The organism is Moorena sp. SIO3A2 (assembly GCF_010672265.1).
GTDB classification, from domain to species: domain Bacteria; phylum Cyanobacteriota; class Cyanobacteriia; order Cyanobacteriales; family Coleofasciculaceae; genus Moorena; species Moorena producens.
Map to the genome: position 1 here is coordinate 472,848 of NZ_JAAHHC010000007.1, position 18,254 is coordinate 491,101.

Here is an 18,254-nt window from a genome sequence, read left to right on the forward strand (position 1 = left end):
AGATTCTCACCCGGTCACCCTACACTCGGTCACCCTCTAGCCGATCACCCTATACCCGATCTTCTAACAGGCATCCCTGCTTTGCTAATAGTGCTGTACCATAAGCAGCCGCTGTGTGAAGGGATGTCAACATCGGTACCATGAGCTGACGCTCTCGAATCCTTGTCCAGGTAGGATTTTTGGCACCACCACCAGCAGTATAGACACCGGTTAAGGGACTTGCTCCGAGCTGTTGCAACAAGCTATATCCCCTAGCTTCAATTCGCGCTATGCTTTCGAGCATTCCTTGGAGAAATTCCACGGAATTATCGGGTTTGGGTTCCAATCTTGGCCGGAGATCAGGGTCATTAATGGGAAAGCGATCGCCTGGTCTAAGTAAGGGATAATAATCCAAGGCACTTTCTTGCTCCGGGTCGATTTGAGAGCTGAGACTTTCTAATTCTCTGTCACTGAAAAAGTGGCGTAGTACTGCTCCACCCGTGTTGGATGCGCCACCGGTAAGCCATAAATTTCCCAATCGATGACTGTAAATCCCAAATTTGGCGTCTTCTAGAGGAGTGGTACTCAATAGTTTCAATACCACGGTAGACCCAAGGGAGGTTACCGCTTCACCTGGTTGTTTGGCACCACTAGCGATAAATGCGGCAATACTATCGGTGGTACCTGTACAGACTAGACAATCTGGTGATAATCCCAAGCCGTGAGCTACCTCAGGGGTTACAACTCCTACTGGTGTACCGGGAGCCAAGACGTTGGGTAGCATGGGTGACACCGGTAGCTGTTTGAGCCAGTCAGGATAGCAAAGATTTTCAGGATTATAACCGAGCTTTAAGGCATTGTGATCATCACTTATGCCTAGTTTTCCATGCAATAGAAAGGCTAACCAGTCCGCTTGATGGAGGAAGTATAGGGGATTAGTTTCAGCAGAGCTTTTGCTGATCAGATCTGTACAGTCATACCACCAGAGAAGTTTGGCAAGGCTGGAGGTAGCACTTAAAACGACATGGTTGGGAGGAGCAATGGTTCTAAGTTGTTCCATCACAGCTACTCCTCGTGGATCGTTGTAAAGGATGGGTGCATCTACAGGTTGACCGATGCGATCGCATAACAAAACTGTTGCGGAGGTGCCATTAATTGCGATCGCATTAATTTCACCCTTGATTGACTGGGGAATTTGCTCAATCAGGGAAAATAATACCTTCTGCCAGTGTGTTGCGGTATCGATGGTGATGGCTTGGATTGGAAAGGGATATTGAGTCTCGGCAAAGATAGTACCAACAGAGTCGATCACTACTGCCCGTGCGCCAGAGGTTCCGAAATCGATGCCTAGATAGACAGTCATTAGGGATTAGGGATTAGGGAATTTAGAATGTAGAATTTAGAATATTAGAATTTGGAATTTTACCTCATTCTACATTCTGCATTCTACATTCTGCATTCCACCTTTAGCCTACTGCAAAACCTGTATATTGTCTTACTTGAGGATGGCGGAAACCAAGTACAATATCGTTTGCGGGAATACCTGCTTCCAGTAAATCGGTAGCAATCCCCTCTTCCGTATCATCGTATTGAATCCAGATTTTGTCACCAATTAAATCTAGGTGAATGGGTGTAGCGTGTAGGTACTGGTCATCATTCCAACCTATGTCTAATACTAAATAGTGTCCTCGCTGATCATCGAAAAGCACTTTAGAGTCATAGCTGTCAGGTAGGGAAGCACGATACTCAGCGTGTTCCATTAATACTTTTTTGATGATGTCTTGGTAGTTTAATCTGGTATCCATTGAATCAGCGTTTCACTATCGTGATCAAAAACAATTAATTTAATAATTTGGTTCCTTAGCAATACCTTTCCCAATTCTATGGTAAACACGTTTTTAAAGGTCAGTCTAGAAACGGCAAGATAAAGACAGCGCTCTACACCCATTTCATCCAGGACTTGACGATACAGGATATACTGCCCTAAAGCCTGCTCTAAATCTTTTACATCAGACTTTCCTACAAAACTCTTGACTTCAACAACAATTTTTTGTATTCCTTTTTCAGCACTAATTAGACGTTCCGCACCAAGATCAGCAGATAAGCGTTTGTGGCCTATCTGTAGGGGAAATGGATCATGGGTAATTGTCCAGCCATCCTTTTGTAAGGCACGCTTAACCGTATTGTGGTATATGTCTCGCCTTGCCATCTCAATCTCTTCCCTCTAGCATCATCCTCAACTAGGATGGAAACTCAAATAGCGATCGCATCAGAAAAGCCATCCCTGAAACATGCCCTATAACTGACCCACTAAGCACTAAGCACTTAGCAGTCCTTCCTGTCGCGGGTACTCCTGCAAAACCTCCTTCAAATACTGCCCTGTATAGGAATTAGGATGCTCTGCTACCTCCTCTGGTGTTCCAGAGGCAATTACTTCTCCCCCTTTATCCCCACCTTCTGGTCCTAAGTCTATTACCCAATCAGCACAGCGAATCACATCTAAATTGTGTTCAATCACCAAAACAGAATTTCCTTTATCTACCAACCGCTGCAATACATTTAACAAGTGATGAACATCATAAAATGACAATCCTGTTGTCGGTTCATCGATTAAATACAATGTCTTTCCCGTTGCCCGACGTGACAATTCTGTTGCCAACTTCACCCGCTGTGCTTCTCCACCAGATAATGTCGGTGCTGGTTGCCCTAAGTGAATATATCCTAACCCCACATCTACTAAGGTTTGTAACCGAGATGCTGCTCTTGGAATATTCTTAAATACCTCCAACGCTTCTTCCACTGGCATATTTAAAATATCAGCAATGGAATATCCTTTATACTTCACTTGCAACGTTTCTCTATTATATCTCGCTCCCTTACAAACATCGCATTGTACATAGACATCGGGCAAAAAGTTCATCTCAATGATATTCACCCCCTGTCCCGAACAAGCTTCGCAACGTCCTCCTTTGACATTAAATGAAAATTGGCCTGGCTTGTAACCTCTAGCTTTAGCTTCAATAGTTTTAGAAAATACCTCTCGAATGGTATCAAATACTCCTGTATAGGTAGCAGTATTAGACCGAGGAGTGCGACCAATGGGAGATTGATCGATTACGATTGCTTTATTAATAGCGTTGAGTCCCTCAACTTGATCCAATTGTTTGGGAAAGGGTACTTTACGAGTCAGATGATGTTGTAATGCTGGGTAAAGTAATTCGTTTACTAACGTAGATTTACCAGAACCAGATACACCTGTAATGCTGACTAATTTCCCTAGTGGTATCTCTACTTCAATGTGTTTGAGATTGTTACGATGAGCATTTTTAATCACAAATGAACGACCATTTCCCTCTCGACGTTGACTAGGAGTTTCAATTACTTGGCGTTTTGATAAATACGCTCCCGTCAGGGAATTTTCACTTTTTATTATAGTTTCTAAATCCCCTTGAGCAACAATTTCTCCCCCATGAATTCCAGCTTTCGGACCAATATCGACAATATGATCGGCAGTGCGAATGGTTTCTTCATCATGTTCTACAACAATCAAGGTATTCCCCAAATCTCGCAATTTGATCAGGGTAGTGAGTAACCGTCCATTATCTCTTTGGTGCAATCCAATACTCGGTTCATCTAATACATACAAAACTCCAGTCAAGCCTGCTCCAATCTGAGTCGCTAGGCGAATCCGTTGAGCTTCTCCACCAGAAAGGGTCATGGCTGGACGGTCAAGGGTAAGATAATCTAATCCTACATCAAGCAGAAATTGTAATCGGGCTTTAATTTCTTTGAGGGCAAGGTCACCAATTTGAGCTTGGCGGGGGGAGAGTTGTAAGTTATCAATCCGTTGACGACATTGGCGAATTGAGACACTAGTTAAATCATCAATATGATATTGTCCTAACCGCACCGATAGTGCTTCTGGTTTGAGCCGTTTACCATGACACTCTGGACAGGGTTGATAAATTAAATACTGCTCTAGTTTGTGTTTTGATGCTTCAGAGCTAGTGTCTTTGTACTGTTTTTCGAGGATCGGGATAATGCCAGCATAGCGCTTGTAGTACCCTTTTTCTTTGCCATAAGCAGAATTATTTTGAATGTAGATTTTTTCGTCGGTGCCGTAGAGCAGGATGTCTTGTTGTTCAGAGGTTAGCTGATTCCAGGGAGTTTGGATTTCAAAACCATAGGCTTGTCCTACGCTATAGAGTAGGGAGATGTAGTAGGTGTTGTCTTTTTCTGACCAGGGGGCAATAGCACTATATAAGGGTTGAGTAGGGTCAGGTACTACTAGTTCTGGAGAAAAGGTTTGTAAATTACCGATACCGTGACAAAATGGACAAGCGCCGTAGGGGGAGTTAAAGGAAAATAATCGGGGAGATAATTCTTCCATTACTGCCCCATGTTCTGGGCAAGCAAAGTTTTCTGAAAAGACGATTTCTTGGGGAAGGTCTTGGTCAGATGAACTACCCTTTTTGCGAGCCGTACGTTTATAATTATGATCAGATTTGACCTCTGCTGGCTGTGCTGATGTATTATCTAAAACTTGGATAACTGCAATTCCAGTAGAACGTTTTAGGCAAGTAGCAAGGGAATCGGTAATCCGTTCTTGAATACTAGGCTTTTTGATGAGACGGTCAACCACCACTTCAATGTTGTGGGTATAATTTTTATCCAATTCGATGGTATCGGAGAGGTCAAAGGTTTCACCATCGACTCTGACTCGCACAAATCCTTCGGTGGCTAAGCTGGATAATAGTTTCTTGTGAGTGCCTTTTTTGCCTCGGATAACGGGAGCCAGGATATGGAAGCGAGTCCGGTCAGGGAGTTCCATAATGCGATCGCACATCTGGTCGATGGTCTGGGGAGCAATATTGCGATCGCATCGGGGACAATAGGGTTCACCAGCCCTTCCAAACAGTAATCGCAGGTAATCGTAAATCTCTGTAACTGTACCAACGGTGGAACGGGGGTTATGGGATGTAGATTTCTGGTCAATGGAGATAGCGGGGCTTAAGCCTTCGATGGCATCCACATCCGGTTTATCCAGTTGTCCCAGGAATTGACGAGCATAGGCACTAAGGGATTCTACATAACGGCGTTGTCCTTCCGCAAAGATAGTGTCGAATGCCAGGGAGGATTTGCCGGAACCGGAAACACCAGTAAAGACAATAATGCGATCGCGTGGCAGTTCCAGATCAATATTTTTCAGGTTATGCTGTCTAGCCCCCCGAATCCGAATGGTGTTTTGAGCAGAGTTAGGGGTGTGGTCTTGGGTGTGGTTGGGGTTAGAGGATTTTGGCATGACCGACAGCGGCTTTAAACTCCTTAACAATAGTAGCGCTATCCGTTCCTATAGTAATGTTAAACCTAAGCATTCAGACCTTTGCCGAACGCCCTCTAGCTTTCAGCTTGAGCGATCGCAGATTGAAATTGTATAGTTTTTGTATAGTTTTCAGTAAACTTGAAACACTCCAAACCCCACTCCCGAGCTCCTGAGCCCCCCTGCACCCTTGCCGATTCAATCTATAAATTAGATGCACCCGCAGCTTAGCCATTACCCGAGAATAGATCCCCGTGAAGGGATATTATAGTTACTTAAACCGACATGATCTAACCATTACCTCTAAGTCAAATGATCTTACTATGGAATCGAAAATTCTGGAATTTTTTGCGCAGTGAAAACCTTGATAAAGTAATGATTATTATTATAATAATTATTACTATTAACACCATCACTATATCATGGCTGGAACCAGATATCTCAAAAGCAGATGCTTTCTGGTGGAGCATCGTCACCCTAACAACTGTTGGCTATGGTGATATCACACCTGTCACAGTTGGTGGTCGCTTTATTGCTATTCTCGATATGTTTGTGGGGATTGGATTCTTAGCCATCTTCACCGCTACCCTCGCTGGTATTTTTGTCGATCAAAAAATTAAAAATGATCTAGGTATGGGGTCTTATAAATTTAACAATCACTTGATTATTTCCGAATGGAATTCTAGAGCACAATTTATTATAAATGAGTTGCGAAAGTTTCCTAAAACTCAAGATGATAAAATTATTTTAATTGCCAATATAGACCGGAAGCCTATCGAAGACAATAATTTGTTTTTTATTAAGGGCAACGTATGTGATGAAACCTTGAATCGAGCCAACTTGATCCAGGCTAGAACTGTTATAATTTTAGGGGATGACAGCATAGATGAAACAGCTCGCGACGCCAAAGTTATACTATCTACCCTGACAGTAGAAAGTATTAATCCCAACGCTTACACAGTTGTGGAGCTGGTAGATGAAACTCATGTTAAATCCTGTCAGCGGGCTAAGGTTGACGAAATAATCGTTAGCAGTGAGTTAAGTAGCATGCTCATTTCCCAAGCTGCTCTTAACCATGGAATTACCAAAGTTGTCTCTGAAATATTAAGTACTCAAAGTGGCAACAAGCTTTATAAAATTGCGATACCTGAATCTCGGGTGGGTAGTTCCTTTATGGAAGTATTTACGTATATGAAGCAAGCCTATCAAAGTATTGTCCTAGCAGTACAAAAAGGAATTGAAGGAGATGTTATCTCCAATCCACCGACAGATTATAAACTTGAGAATGGTGACTATTTAATTGTCGTTGCTCAAGATGAACCACGACCGCTACAGAAATCTTCAACGTAAGTGTGATATGTCACCTGTAATGTGTTAATTAACCATTGTAAATGGTTAATTTTAAATGGTTAATTTTAATTAAATTAACGAACACCCTTCCAGCATAAGTAGTCAACCCTAGATAATATCACGTCATGAGACAAGGCTGAGAGAGGCGGAAAATTATCAGTAAATTATCAGCAAATTTTCAGCCTCTATTCAGCAACAATTAAACCAAGAAACCAATAATTCTAGTCAAGCTACTAACCTAGGATTAACCACTTGATACGGTGCCAGCAAAATCAGTTTTGAACACTAAGTTTTGAACACTTAGCTGATTAACTCTACGGTAAGCATTCAGCTATCAGCCGTCAGTCGTCAGCTAATCAACGGTCGGTAGTAAACAAGCTGGGGCTGCTGATACGGCTGCTTGAAAATCCCTGCTTGTTTTACTCATCCAACCCCGAGCAGTTAAAGCATCTAATAGCTGTTCGCGTAGCGTGGCCATTCGCGTAGCGTGGCCAACGGCCAAGGCCTTTAGCTGTTCGCGTAGCGTGCGCGTAGCGCATTAGCTGATAGCTGAATACTTACACTCTACGGATAATGATGTAGCTGTATAGATAGTTGAGCAACACACTCATTGACAAATCTACCATATTGATCTCATTGATCAGAATCACCATGAAGCATTCAATTATTAAATCACTCAAAATCGTGACCATGGTTACGGTAACCTCTACACTAGCCATGGCATCTAGGGCAACAGCAGCCACCCTTAAGGTGACAATTGAAAGCCTGGCACCGGAAAACGGCACGTTATTGACTCCAGTCTGGGTTGGTTTTCATAATGGTTTGTTTGATATTTATGATCGGGGTGAGGCAGCTTCACCAGGACTTGAGCGGATTGCAGAGGATGGCAATGCAGCAGTGCTTAGTCAAGAGTTTTTTGCTAGTGGTGCGGGTTCAGTTGATGGGGTAATTCCTGGTCCAAATGGTCCAGTTGCTTCTGGGGATATTGCCCAAGCCACATTTACTGTAGATTCTACTAGCCGTTACTTCAGCTACGCAGCAATGATTCTTCCCAGTAATGATGCTTTCATTGCTAATGGCAACCCCTTGGCTTTTGAGATTTTTGATGAAGAAGGTAATTTCACTGGAGCTGACTTTACCGTTCTCGGTTCTCAAGTTCTGGATGCAGGTACGGAAGTTAACGACGAGCAGCAGACGACTACTGCCTTCTTCGGTCAAACTATTCCTGATACCGGTACACCAGAAAACGGAGTTGTCACCCTGCATCCAGGTTTTATCCCAGGTGGACCGATTTTATCAACTGAGACATTTGCTCAAGGTGACTTCACAGTGGATGGCTACCAGATAGCACGTATTAAAGTCGAGAAAGTGCCAGAATCTTCTACTACTGGAGGATTACTTGCTATCGGTGGGTTGTTATGGCTGGGTAGCCGCTGGCGTCAGAGTCTTAACAGATTCGCGTAAATCCCTTTGGCAATTGACCATTGAAAATTTTCAATTTTCCCTTCTTGATTAACAACAGTATAAAAATAACTAGTTCACTAGACTCAAGATACATGCGATCGCTTACATGTCAGGCTTGACTTGGCATAGTGCGATCGCTTTTTTTAGACCAGTCTAGGGAAACTCAACAACTCAACACTGACACGGCATCAATATTTCCCGCTGTTGTTGACGACACCCGACACCCGACACCCGACACCCGACACCCGACACCCGACACCCGACACCCGACTCCCTACTCCCTACTCCCTACTCCCTACTCCCTACTCCCGACCCCTTGACCAACCGCAAAGTTCAAGAGATAATTTTCTTGTAATTATTTAACAAATCTTAAAATACTAACCTTGCAGTACGAGCCAAGAACCATTTCTGACTACTACCGCCAGCGTTCTCGGCTAGTCTGGGGGCGCAGGATAGCTTTAGTAGGGGCACTGATTACCTTTAGCATCAGGCTAGCGTGGGATTTCGTCACCGGTAGCCTTACCCAAAATCAGCCTCAACGAGCCTGGGAATTTCGCGAAAAGCTGACTGAACTTGGTCCAACCTTCATTAAATTGGGACAAATCCTTTCCTGTCGTCCGGATATTGTTCCTCCTATTTATTTAGAGGAACTCACTAAATTACAAGACCAATTACCTCCTTTCCCTAATCACATTGCCTATCAGTTAATTCAAGAAGAATTAGGGGATAACTATAACAACATCTATGGCTCACTGAGCGACAAACCCGTAGCTGCTGCTTCCCTAGGACAAGTGTACAAAGGGACACTCAAAACTGGTGAAATGGTAGCAGTAAAGGTGCAACGCCCTGGTCTGGTAGAGTGTATTTCCCTAGATATCTATATCCTGCGGAAAATAGCAGCATGGGCGCAAGAATCAATATCCTTTGTTCACAGCGACCTAGTAGCACTTATCGACGAACTAGCTATTTGCTTGTTTGAAGAAATGGACTATACCCAGGAAGGTCGCAATGCGGAAAGATTTGCCCAACTTTACGGTGACATTAATAATATCGCTGTACCACGTATATACTGGCAATACTCGGGGCGGCGGGTGTTAACCATGGAGTGGATCACTGGGACTAAATTGACGGAACTAGAAACCATTAAAGCCCAGGGATTAGACCCGAATACCCTGATTGATGTGGGATTTCAGTGTTGCTTGCGGCAACTTTTAGAAGAAGGTTACTTCCATGCTGACCCTCACCCTGGCAATTTATTGGCTACCCCTGATGGGAAATTGGCTTATCTTGACTTTGGCATGATGAGCTCAGTAGAACCGTCTTATCGGTATCGGTTACTCGAATCCGTTGTCCATATGATTACTGGTGATTTTGAAGGTTTAGCACAAGACTATAAGAAACTCGACTTTTTGCCACCGGAGACAGATGTGACCTCGCTGATTCCTGAACTCACTGATATTTTTGGTGGGGTGATGGAAGCTACTGTGTCAACATTCGGCTTTAATCGTATTATTCGGAAGCTATCCCCGTTACTTTATAAATATCCATTTAAATTACCCACTTACTACCTCCTGATTTTCCGCAGTGCCGCTACCTTAGAAGGGATAGCAATTAAGCTCAATCCTAATTTTCAGCCCTTCAATCAAACGTATCCCTATGTTGCTCAACGGCTGTTAACGGATTCATCCCCTGAATTAAGGACTTGTTTACAGGAGATTGTCTATCAGGATGATGAAATTCAATGGCATGTTTTGGAGGAGTTATTAGGTCAGGTGCGCACCAGTAGGAAGTTTGATATTAGTGCGCTCTTACACCAGGGTTTAGAATTTCTCTACTCCGAGCAAGGGAGTATATTGCGTAATGCTCTGGTTGAAGAGATGGTTACCAGTTTAGAGAATCTCTCATACAAGACTCTTGGCCAGATAACTGCATCGGTGGGCTTGGCGGTTAATGTAACTGGAAAATTAGAGTCTCCTAACCTGGAGCGGATGGAAAAGATTGGGGCTATGATTATTGAATCCTCTAGGTTTGACCTAGAATCGGTACCGAAGATGCTGGAACTTTTGTTAAAGCAGGAAACTCAACGGCTAGGTCAACAAATTGCTTCCGAAATTGCCAGGCGAATGTTTCGCTTGAGCGAAGAATCCCCGTCCTTATAGGCCGGGGAGTGTCAACATGATTAACGGTAAACTAACGGTAAATGTAGTACCATCTCCCAACTGACTCTTGAGAGAAATCTCACCACCATGAGCTTCCACACACTGTTGAACAATAGCTAGTCCTAAGCCACTACCAGGAATTGTGCCAACATTGCTAGCACGATGGAAAGGCTGAAACAGTTGCTGTTGGTCTTCTGGAGGAATGCCCATCCCCTGGTCTTGAATCCGGAAGATAACACATTCTGTCTGAGCAATCAGTTCAAACTGAACTGTTCCCCCTGTGGGTGAGTACTTAATAGCGTTGGTGAGCAAATTGCTAAAAATGTGTCGCAGCAATCGTTCATCCCATAGGGCTTCCCTCAATTCCCCTTGACTGGTAAAAACTAGCTGATGGTTGTTGTTGGTACTGATTTGTAACTCTTCCACTAATTGGTGACAAAACCGTTTCAAATCCAACCGAGTAGGTTGACACAGGAGTCTACCGGAATCAGCTTTACTGATTAATGAAACCTCATCCAACAACTGGGCCATGTTTTTGATGGCCGAGCGAATTAGCCGCAAATGAACCAGTTTTTTTTCTTGAGGTAATTGTTCCTCTTTGTCTTGGAGCAATCCAGAACAAAGGAGGATTGTATTTAAGGGATTACGAAAGTCGTGAGAGAGCATGGAAACAAATTCAGCTTTGCGCTGGTTGACTTCTTTGGCTCTAACCAACTCAGCGGTTTGTTCCTGAACCTGACTTTCTAGGGCTTGATTTTCTTGTCGTAATGCAACTGCTGCCTGCTTACGTTCAATAGCATAGCGCAAGGAACGAACCAGCATTTTTGCCTTGACTTGCCGCTTGACTAGATAATCTTGTGCTCCTTGACGAACTGCTTCAATCGCTAATTCATCATCATTGGTATTGGTTAGCACTACAATCGGTAAACTAGGCGCTTGCTTCATCAAGGGTCCGAGGGATGCTAGTCCGTGGCTGTCCGGTAGAGTCAGATCTAATAAGATCACATCGTAGGGAATTGAGATTGCTCTAGCCTCAGCGATTTCCTGGAGTGCATCCCGCAACCGCTTGACATGAACTAGACTAAAGTGCCTGAACTGAGCTTCTTTCAAAAACTCTTGTAACAATCTGGCTTCTGCCAGGTTGTCCTCAATTAACAAGATTTTTACTGAGCCTTCAGGCATTACCTTTGAGTATTTCTTCCTGCAAGTTTCTGTTAGTCAACCCTGATGTCTCATCCCTAGGGCGTGTTTTCAAAGTTTTCCGCAAGATTATGATCCCCCCCAGCCCCCCTTAAAAAAGGGGGGAGCCATACTCAAAGTCCCCCTTTTTTAAGGGGGATTTAGGGGGATCTCCGAGTTTGAAGACACGCCCTAGTGTCTCATGGTTTATGGCTAATCTGTCACCCTGCCATCCCTAATCCTTTTATTGGGATGGCAGGGTGACAGTCGAGAGCCAAAAGTCTTCAATTCCTCTGACGATTTTGAATAATTCGCTAAGATTGCGGGATTTGGTAATGTAGCAATTCACATGCAAGTCATAACTCTGGAAAATGTCATCCTGATTTCTTGAGGTAGTTAATACCACCACAGGAATTCGTTTGAGATTAGAGTCAGCCTTAATCTCTGCGAGCACCTCTCGACCATCCTTTTTTGGCAAGTTTAAATCTAGCACGATCAGGTCTGGACGGACGGCATCAGCATACTCTCCTTCTTGGTGTAAGTAAGCCATAGCGTCCATGCCATTTCGGACTGTTACTACCTGGTGGGGTACCGAGCTATTTTTTAACGCTTCTTGGATTAAGCGAATATCGGCTTTATTGTCTTCAACCAAAAATATGATTTTGTGTCTTTCGTGCAACATTTAACCTCTCTAAACCTACCCATCAGCAGGAATGATCTGTATAGCACCAGGTGAAAACCTGGTGGTTGTTGCCGACAAAGCGCGGATCATTATGTTCCGCGCGCCATTCCAATCCCGTGGTAAAGAGAAGCCACATTTTGGGCATTGGAATTTTTTACTGCCGCCTAATTTTTCGTGAATTTGACCACATTCTGGGCAAGTTTTACTGGTGTAAGATTCGTTAACTAAGACAACCAAAACATCATGACGATCTGCCATTTGAGTTAAGTGCTGGCGAAACTTGTAGTGACTCCAAGTGAGCATGTTACGAGCTGTTTTCTTGTTTAATTTCCTAGCTGACTTTACTACCATCACAGATGTCTCAAACGTTGGTAAAAAGATAAGCTTGTAATTATTGACAAGGAAAGAAGCTGACTTGTTATGGCAGTCCTTGATTAGATTTTGAATCTTTTGGCGTAAACGATGAGCAGCATTTTTCATTGCTCGTCTCTGTCTTTTTGCAGAGCTTAAGTCAATACGACTCATCAACCGATCTAGTTGCTGACAGAGTCTTTGAATCCTGCCAATATCACCAGAACCTATTTCTACATAAGTTTTACCATCAAAACCGGTAATAAATGTTCTAACGCCTGGGTCTAAAGCTATTACTTTATCCTGAGCAGTAGGGATAGGTTCAATATATTCCGGAAAAATCCCGTACCATTTCCCTTTAATCCATACTAACTGAGTTCCATATATGCATTCTTCAGGGAAACCTTGAGGTGAACGATAAGACAAGCCTTTTACTTTTGTTGGGTACCAGCATTTTTTTTTGAAGTCTCCCGCTTTAAATTTAATAACTTGCCTTGTTTCTCGACAAGATTTAAACTTAACATAACCCTGATTGGCTTTGGCTTGCTTGAAACTATCAATTGCATCGGCTACTGCTTCTTGTAATTGATGACCTGGAAGTTGGTTTACCCAATCTGGTCTATCAACTTTTCTCGCTAGTTTTTGTAAATCATAAGCACTACCTTTATAACCGTTTTTAAGCATGGCTACTGACCAATTATAGATCCAACGATAAGCATTAAGCCAAGTTTTCCAGATTTTATGAAGTTCTTTAGACGGAAACACCCTGATCTTTGAGACACTGTTGGGTGTCAACTTCACCGTCTGATTCCGAGGTTTTTTCTTGTACCGCTTTCGTGACTTGTTTTTGGTATTTTCGGAGTCCGTAAAGCCTAGCAGAGAAACAGTGGAGGATGGACAAGATATCTTCGACGAGTTCTTGCTCTGGGGATAATTTACGTTCATTGAGAACCAAGAGTTTAACTCCACTTTTTTGGCACAACCATTCAAGTAACGGAAATCCAAATCGGACTGCTCTATCTGGGTATGCAATGACAAATGCCGAGATATCACAGCTGTATATTCGTTCCAATATTTTGAGAAACTTTCGCCGTTTAAAATTGAGTCCCGATCCAACTTCTGAAATAACTTCAGCGTTTGGGTATTTTGACCGTAAAAATTCAGCTTGTCGATCAAGGTCGTCTCGTTGGGAGTGTGTAGAGACTCTTGCATAAGCGACAATGGGCTTACTCTGCGTGTGTTGTCCTTCAACACAAAACCTTCTTTGATTCCCTTGAGTCCTGATGCTGTCAAGTCTTCCGTCTTTATCCCATCTCCTGAGTGTTGTAATGGAGACACCGTAATATTGGGCTGCCTCTTTTGGGGTGACATATTTTTTCATAACAGCTTAACCTTTACAAATCTATACTTACATATTTGTAAAGGTATGACAAGGTTTGATAAGATTAAATGCTCATAGTTACACCTCCGTTTCTACGCTCACGCTCGCGTCCCCTTACTGGAATTGTAAAATAGAAGGTGGCACCGTGACCTAGTTCTGACTCTACCCAAATTTTGCCCCGGTGGCACTCCAGAATCTTTTTACATATAGCCAAACCCATACCTGTGCCAGGATACTCATCCCGGGTGTGCAGACGTTGGAAGATCACGAAAATGCGATCGCTAAACTGCGGTTCAATGCCAATCCCATTATCCTGCACTGAAAATAGCCATGAATCTTCGAGTCGTTTTGCCCCCACATGGATTTCCGGTGGCTGTTCACTGCGGAACTTGATCGCATTACCGATTAAGTTCTGGAACAGTTGCATCAACTGGGTGCTATCAGCCATAACTGTTGGGAAGGGGTCATGGGTAACCACTGCTCCAGTTTCACGGATGCGTCCCCGCAAATTAGCCAGAGCATGGTCTAAGGCCGTTTCCACTTCCGTCAGTTTAAACTCAATGCCCTGCAAATCGACTTTCGAGTAAGCCAACACATCATCAATTAGGGTTTGCATGAGGCTGACTCCCTCAACCGCAAAGGTAATAAACTCGCTGGCATCTTCGTCAAGCTTGTCATTATAGCGCATTTCTAAAAGCTGCACATAATTCGCCACTTGATTCAGGGGTTCTTGCAGGTCATGGGATGCCACATAAGCAAACTTTTTCAGTTCAGCATTGGAACGTTCTAGATCCTGAGCCAATTGAGCCAATTCATCAGCTTGGCGCAGAACAATATTAATCAGTGCTTTCCTCAGTTCCAGTGCTGTCTTAATTTCTACCTGTTTCCAGGGTAAAGAGGTTAAGCGAACGGTTTCTTTCCATAGTTCAAAGGATTTACGGGGCGACAGTTGCAAAGTCCCCTCTGTGTGGGTTGTTTCAAAGGCTTTATTGGGGTCACCCCCCCAATTAACCGTTTGAATCACCTCTGATCGGAACCACAGTACATAGTTTCTCTTGGAAATGGGGATGGCTAGCAGGCCACTACCAATATCTTTAAACCGTTGTGCATCAGGATAAATGCGAGGCAGAGAATCAGTATAGAAAACCTCTTGATTAACATTCTGTTTCAGCCATTGCACCAAAAACTTCAGGTCTTCTTCACTAGGGGTTTCACCAATAACCGTAAAATTATCCCCAAAACAAATTGCTGCACCTTGAGCACTGGTTAAGTCCAGTAAATTGGGGTCATGCTTAACTAAGCCATCAATAAAGTTTTCTTCTTGGGACATATACTCAATCAATATTGATTGAATATAGGACAACTTCATCTGATAGTCATAGTCTTCCGTCTCTTCTCGGGCTGAAATTTCTGAGAAAATCACTCGTCCTAAAAATTCGCAAGCTTTGCGCAACTCATAGGATACATACTTAGGAGTTTGATGATGACAAGCAATAAGTCCCCAGAGTTTTTTATCTTTAATCAATGAAATAGTCAAAGACGCCCCAACTCCCATATTGTGGAGGTACTTGATATGACAGGGGGAAGCACTTCTGAGAATTGATAATGTTAAATCAAGGGGGCGATTGGTGATGGGATTATCGGTAGGAAAAATCTCAACAGGTTGGGAATTGGCATCTGGAATTAAGCGGATCCAATTGGAACAGAATAATCGTCTAGCTGGTTTAGGAATATCGGATTCTGGATAGTGTAAGCCTAGGTAAGATTCCAGACTGTCTAGTTTTTCTTCGGCAATAACTGCTCCATGGTCATCATCTTCAAACTTATAGAGCATCACCCGGTCAAACCCAGTGACTTTTCGCACCTCTTTGACAATGATCTGACAAAAATCTCGGAGGTTTGAGGTTTGTTGGAGCTGGTTGATGGAGGCTCTTGCTAGATGATAAAAGCTTAAAAATGGGATAGTTTCCCGGGAAACTGCTGGTTCTAATTCCAGAATCAGACAGCCATCTGAGTTACGATGAAACACACCATCAAAGACTGCGTAATCATCGCCTTTTTTCCTCGCCCAAATTTTAGTAGGATTGATTAGGTCTAGATTTTCCTCAGATAACCCAGCTTTAATTCTCTCCACTTGGAATGGGTCAAGTACATCTTCTAGGGTTTTTTCTAGCATGGCTTCGGCAGGGATTCCCAAAACCCTAGAGGTATTGTTGCTAACTTGTAATATTTTTAGCTCAGGCTCTTCCAGTACCAACAGTCCCCCATGAGGCTGAATCTGACCAATCACATGAATCGGTTCGTGATCCAATTTGGTTTGTTGTGCTGGTAAATCTATTCCTAGCATAATTCTCTGACCTTAATCCAGGATTATCAACAGTTATACGAGTTCTAGAAGGAAGGCTCTCCGATTATCGATATCATTCCTAATACTATTTTGCCTAATACTATTTGGTCTAATACTTGTGGATCTTTAACCGAACTTACCTATGACTAGCTAGCAATCTCTAGTATATCCCAGGAAGTCAACGACTAGGTCTAGAGTAATTTTTAAAAAAACATTAAATTTTTTGTCCTGCCTTTAGATCTTCTGCTGTTTCTGGGATTCCTCTTGATTGCAAGAGCAATGTTAGCCTTGCTTCTAAAAAAATATTAATAATAATACGTAAAAACTCAATATTTAATAATTTAACTTAACAAAAAACGTTAACTTCTGATGGACAAACGTAAACGCAAATCAGGTTGTTACCCCTACTCCCTACTCCCCACACTCCATTAAGGGAGTAGGGAGTAGGGAGTAGGGGTAACTAAGTTGACTGTATCTCCCCACACTTCCCACACCTCCCACACTCTTATCCCCTACAGCCGCAGATGCAATTTGTCGCAAAGCTGATCAAAATAGGATTGAAAGTCTTTTGTCGTTGATACCTCAGAGGGGAAGATGGCTTTATGGATTGCTTCTCCAACTGCTTTGGCTAACCGTGGTGGTACAGCATTACCAACCTGTCTGTATCGTGATGTTTTAGAACCTTTGAATACAAAATGATCAGGAAAGGATTGGAGTCTAGCTGATTCCCGTACCGTCAGCCGTCTTACCCCTTCAACTGTTCCTGATCTCGGCTTTCCCCCATTCATTAAATGACGGTGATACACCAGTAAAACACCTTCAGGATCAATAATGTGGGTGCAGTAACCGACTGTAGTAGCGGTAATGGTAGGACTTGGTGCATCGAAATTGATGGGTTTTCCCCCACCTTTGACTAGAGTTGCTGTCCAAGGGGTAGGACGAATAACGGGTTTATTGGCATAGGAAACTTTAGTGGTATTGGGCTCATAGTCAGGAACATCAGTTAAGGCTGAACCCGATGAAATATAGGGATTAGATGTCCCTAAACCATGGGTTTTCCGGGGAAACGTAAAATCATTTTTTGTGGCTAAACCGACGAAAAATAGACGTTCACGATACTGGGGAATTCCATAGGATGCTGCCTCTAACACCTCTACATAAACTGAATAATCTAGGGTTTGAAGCTGCTGCTCAATCCATTGATAATAGTGATTTTTTTTAGACCTTTGCAACCCAGGCATAGTTTCCATTAAAAATGCCTTTGGTCGAATATCCCTTACCGCTCGAATAAATTCTGGAACTAAATCCTTAGGCTTGGCTCGGGATAACTGTTTATTTCGCTCTTGGTTTGGGACAGAAAAAGGTTGACATGGCGGTGAACCTACTACTAGGTCAATACCTTGAAATTGAGTAAAGTCTATAGCTCGAACATCGGAGCGAATAACATTAGTGCTAGGAAAGTTTTCTCGATAAGTGGAAACAGCAGACTTATCAATTTCTATTGCTGTGGTGATCTGCCACCCAGCCATATGGAAACCTAGAGAAAGGCCACCTGCCCCTGCAAATAGATCGATGGCGTTTTTTGAATCATTCATGACTTAGGGAGCAGTTTTTAGCTATCAGCTATAGCATTTTTATTTGGAGTAGGGAGTAGGGAGCAGCGGTAAGAAAATTTACTGTACCTCATAATTATGATCAGGGCTATATTTGGACTAATTGTAGTTTAAGGGTATCAGCTGATTTTGTTATGCCAAATTGGTACATATTTGATTATTTACGATCAGGTTAGTAAGGTTTAAGGGTTAAGGTTGAAGGTTGTAAATTGAATGTTTAAACTTGGAGGTTAAAGGTTGAATGTTAAAGGTTGAAAGTTTAAATTTGAAAGTTGTTAGCCTTTGGCGTCCCTTGTAGGGTAGGGTGAAAATACTGAGTGATCTGAATTAGCTAAAACCATGCTATAAATACCCTGTTTTTTCCCACTCTCCTCACCCTCCCCAAACTTCCTAGTTTTTACCCTATTCCCTATTCCCTATTCTCTGTTC

The 18,254-nt window shown here is 42.9% G+C and carries 15 protein-coding genes; 5 read left to right on the top strand and 10 right to left on the bottom strand.

The features are described from left to right. Positions 1-49 precede the first annotated feature (49 nt). From F6K64_RS11635 to uvrA, 4 genes are all read right to left on the bottom strand, one after another. Positions 50-1,342 carry an FGGY-family carbohydrate kinase gene (locus F6K64_RS11635; RefSeq protein WP_008177545.1) on the bottom strand — a complete coding sequence of 431 codons (1,293 nt, stop codon included), beginning with the start codon at positions 1,340-1,342 and terminating at the stop codon, positions 50-52. A gap of 103 nt (positions 1,343-1,445) precedes the next feature. After that, entirely contained in the window at positions 1,446-1,784 is a 339-nt protein-coding gene (locus tag F6K64_RS11640; RefSeq protein WP_008177547.1) for a XisI protein, read from the bottom strand. Beyond that, entirely contained in the window at positions 1,769-2,188 is a 420-nt protein-coding gene (locus F6K64_RS11645) for an element excision factor XisH family protein (protein WP_008177549.1), read from the bottom strand. Before F6K64_RS11645 ends, F6K64_RS11640 begins: the two co-directional genes overlap by 16 nt. Before the next feature lie 108 nt (positions 2,189-2,296). Beyond that, complete coding sequence (gene uvrA, locus F6K64_RS11650) at positions 2,297-5,281, bottom strand: excinuclease ABC subunit UvrA (RefSeq protein WP_008177551.1); 2,985 nt, start codon at positions 5,279-5,281, stop codon at positions 2,297-2,299. Between uvrA and F6K64_RS11655 the strand changes: the two genes are divergently transcribed. The 5 genes from F6K64_RS11655 (at position 5,280) to F6K64_RS11675 (ending at position 10,272) form a co-directional block, all read left to right on the top strand. Next, complete coding sequence (locus F6K64_RS11655) at positions 5,280-5,417, top strand: hypothetical protein (RefSeq protein WP_154659628.1); 138 nt, start codon at positions 5,280-5,282, stop codon at positions 5,415-5,417. The two genes, uvrA and F6K64_RS11655, sit on opposite strands and share 2 nt — an antisense overlap. A 230-nt stretch (positions 5,418-5,647) precedes the next feature. Continuing rightward, positions 5,648-6,649, top strand: coding sequence for a potassium channel family protein (locus tag F6K64_RS11660; protein WP_287262790.1), 1,002 nt, complete (start codon positions 5,648-5,650; stop codon positions 6,647-6,649). Between the two features lie 651 nt (positions 6,650-7,300). Beyond that, the gene (locus tag F6K64_RS11665; protein ID WP_044491755.1) at positions 7,301-8,113 is read left to right on the top strand and encodes a spondin domain-containing protein; all 813 of its coding nucleotides are present in this window, start codon (positions 7,301-7,303) and stop codon (positions 8,111-8,113) included. A 128-nt stretch (positions 8,114-8,241) separates the two neighbouring features. Continuing rightward, positions 8,242-8,433, top strand: a complete 192-nt coding sequence (locus F6K64_RS11670) for a hypothetical protein (RefSeq protein ID WP_154659629.1) — start codon at positions 8,242-8,244, stop codon at positions 8,431-8,433. Positions 8,434-8,496: 63 nt separating this feature from the next. After that, positions 8,497-10,272 carry an ABC1 kinase family protein gene (locus F6K64_RS11675; protein ID WP_008177568.1) on the top strand — a complete coding sequence of 592 codons (1,776 nt, stop codon included), beginning with the start codon at positions 8,497-8,499 and terminating at the stop codon, positions 10,270-10,272. On the opposite strand, the gene F6K64_RS11680 is transcribed toward F6K64_RS11675, so the two are convergent. The 6 genes from F6K64_RS11680 to F6K64_RS11705 form a co-directional block, all read right to left on the bottom strand. Next, entirely contained in the window at positions 10,267-11,454 is a 1,188-nt protein-coding gene (locus tag F6K64_RS11680) for a hybrid sensor histidine kinase/response regulator (protein WP_008177570.1), read from the bottom strand. The two genes, F6K64_RS11675 and F6K64_RS11680, sit on opposite strands and share 6 nt — an antisense overlap. 241 nt (positions 11,455-11,695) lie before the next feature. Then, complete coding sequence (locus F6K64_RS11685) at positions 11,696-12,133, bottom strand: response regulator (RefSeq protein WP_008177571.1); 438 nt, start codon at positions 12,131-12,133, stop codon at positions 11,696-11,698. A 15-nt stretch (positions 12,134-12,148) separates the two neighbouring features. Then, on the bottom strand, positions 12,149-13,249 hold the full coding sequence (locus F6K64_RS11690) for an RNA-guided endonuclease InsQ/TnpB family protein (RefSeq protein WP_008177573.1): 1,101 nt from the start codon (positions 13,247-13,249) through the stop codon (positions 12,149-12,151). Continuing rightward, positions 13,236-13,865 (bottom strand): IS607 family transposase, encoded by a 630-nt coding sequence (locus F6K64_RS11695; RefSeq protein ID WP_008177576.1) that lies wholly within the window; start codon positions 13,863-13,865, stop codon positions 13,236-13,238. The genes F6K64_RS11690 and F6K64_RS11695 overlap by 14 nt, the downstream gene beginning before the upstream one ends. Positions 13,866-13,929: 64 nt before the next feature. Further along, positions 13,930-16,212, bottom strand: a complete 2,283-nt coding sequence (locus F6K64_RS11700) for a sensor histidine kinase (RefSeq protein ID WP_008177578.1) — start codon at positions 16,210-16,212, stop codon at positions 13,930-13,932. Positions 16,213-16,724: 512 nt separating this feature from the next. Next, entirely contained in the window at positions 16,725-17,807 is a 1,083-nt protein-coding gene (locus tag F6K64_RS11705; protein WP_008177580.1) for a DNA cytosine methyltransferase, read from the bottom strand. Positions 17,808-18,254 lie beyond the last annotated feature (447 nt).

What these genes read in the sequence shown, in the direction of transcription:
- F6K64_RS11635 (WP_008177545.1), bottom strand. Translation starts at nt 1,342, where the DNA reads ATGACTGTCTATCTAGGCATCGATTTCGGAACCTCTGGCGCACGGGCA.
- F6K64_RS11640 (WP_008177547.1), bottom strand. Translation starts at nt 1,784, where the DNA reads ATGGATACCAGATTAAACTACCAAGACATCATCAAAAAAGTATTAATG.
- F6K64_RS11645 (WP_008177549.1), bottom strand. Translation starts at nt 2,188, where the DNA reads ATGGCAAGGCGAGACATATACCACAATACGGTTAAGCGTGCCTTACAA.
- F6K64_RS11655 (WP_154659628.1), top strand. Translation starts at nt 5,280, where the DNA reads ATGACCGACAGCGGCTTTAAACTCCTTAACAATAGTAGCGCTATCCGT.
- uvrA (WP_008177551.1), bottom strand. Translation starts at nt 5,281, where the DNA reads ATGCCAAAATCCTCTAACCCCAACCACACCCAAGACCACACCCCTAAC.
- F6K64_RS11665 (WP_044491755.1), top strand. Translation starts at nt 7,301, where the DNA reads ATGAAGCATTCAATTATTAAATCACTCAAAATCGTGACCATGGTTACG.
- F6K64_RS11680 (WP_008177570.1), bottom strand. Translation starts at nt 11,454, where the DNA reads ATGCCTGAAGGCTCAGTAAAAATCTTGTTAATTGAGGACAACCTGGCA.
- F6K64_RS11685 (WP_008177571.1), bottom strand. Translation starts at nt 12,133, where the DNA reads ATGTTGCACGAAAGACACAAAATCATATTTTTGGTTGAAGACAATAAA.
- F6K64_RS11695 (WP_008177576.1), bottom strand. Translation starts at nt 13,865, where the DNA reads ATGAAAAAATATGTCACCCCAAAAGAGGCAGCCCAATATTACGGTGTC.
- F6K64_RS11700 (WP_008177578.1), bottom strand. Translation starts at nt 16,212, where the DNA reads ATGCTAGGAATAGATTTACCAGCACAACAAACCAAATTGGATCACGAA.
- F6K64_RS11705 (WP_008177580.1), bottom strand. Translation starts at nt 17,807, where the DNA reads ATGAATGATTCAAAAAACGCCATCGATCTATTTGCAGGGGCAGGTGGC.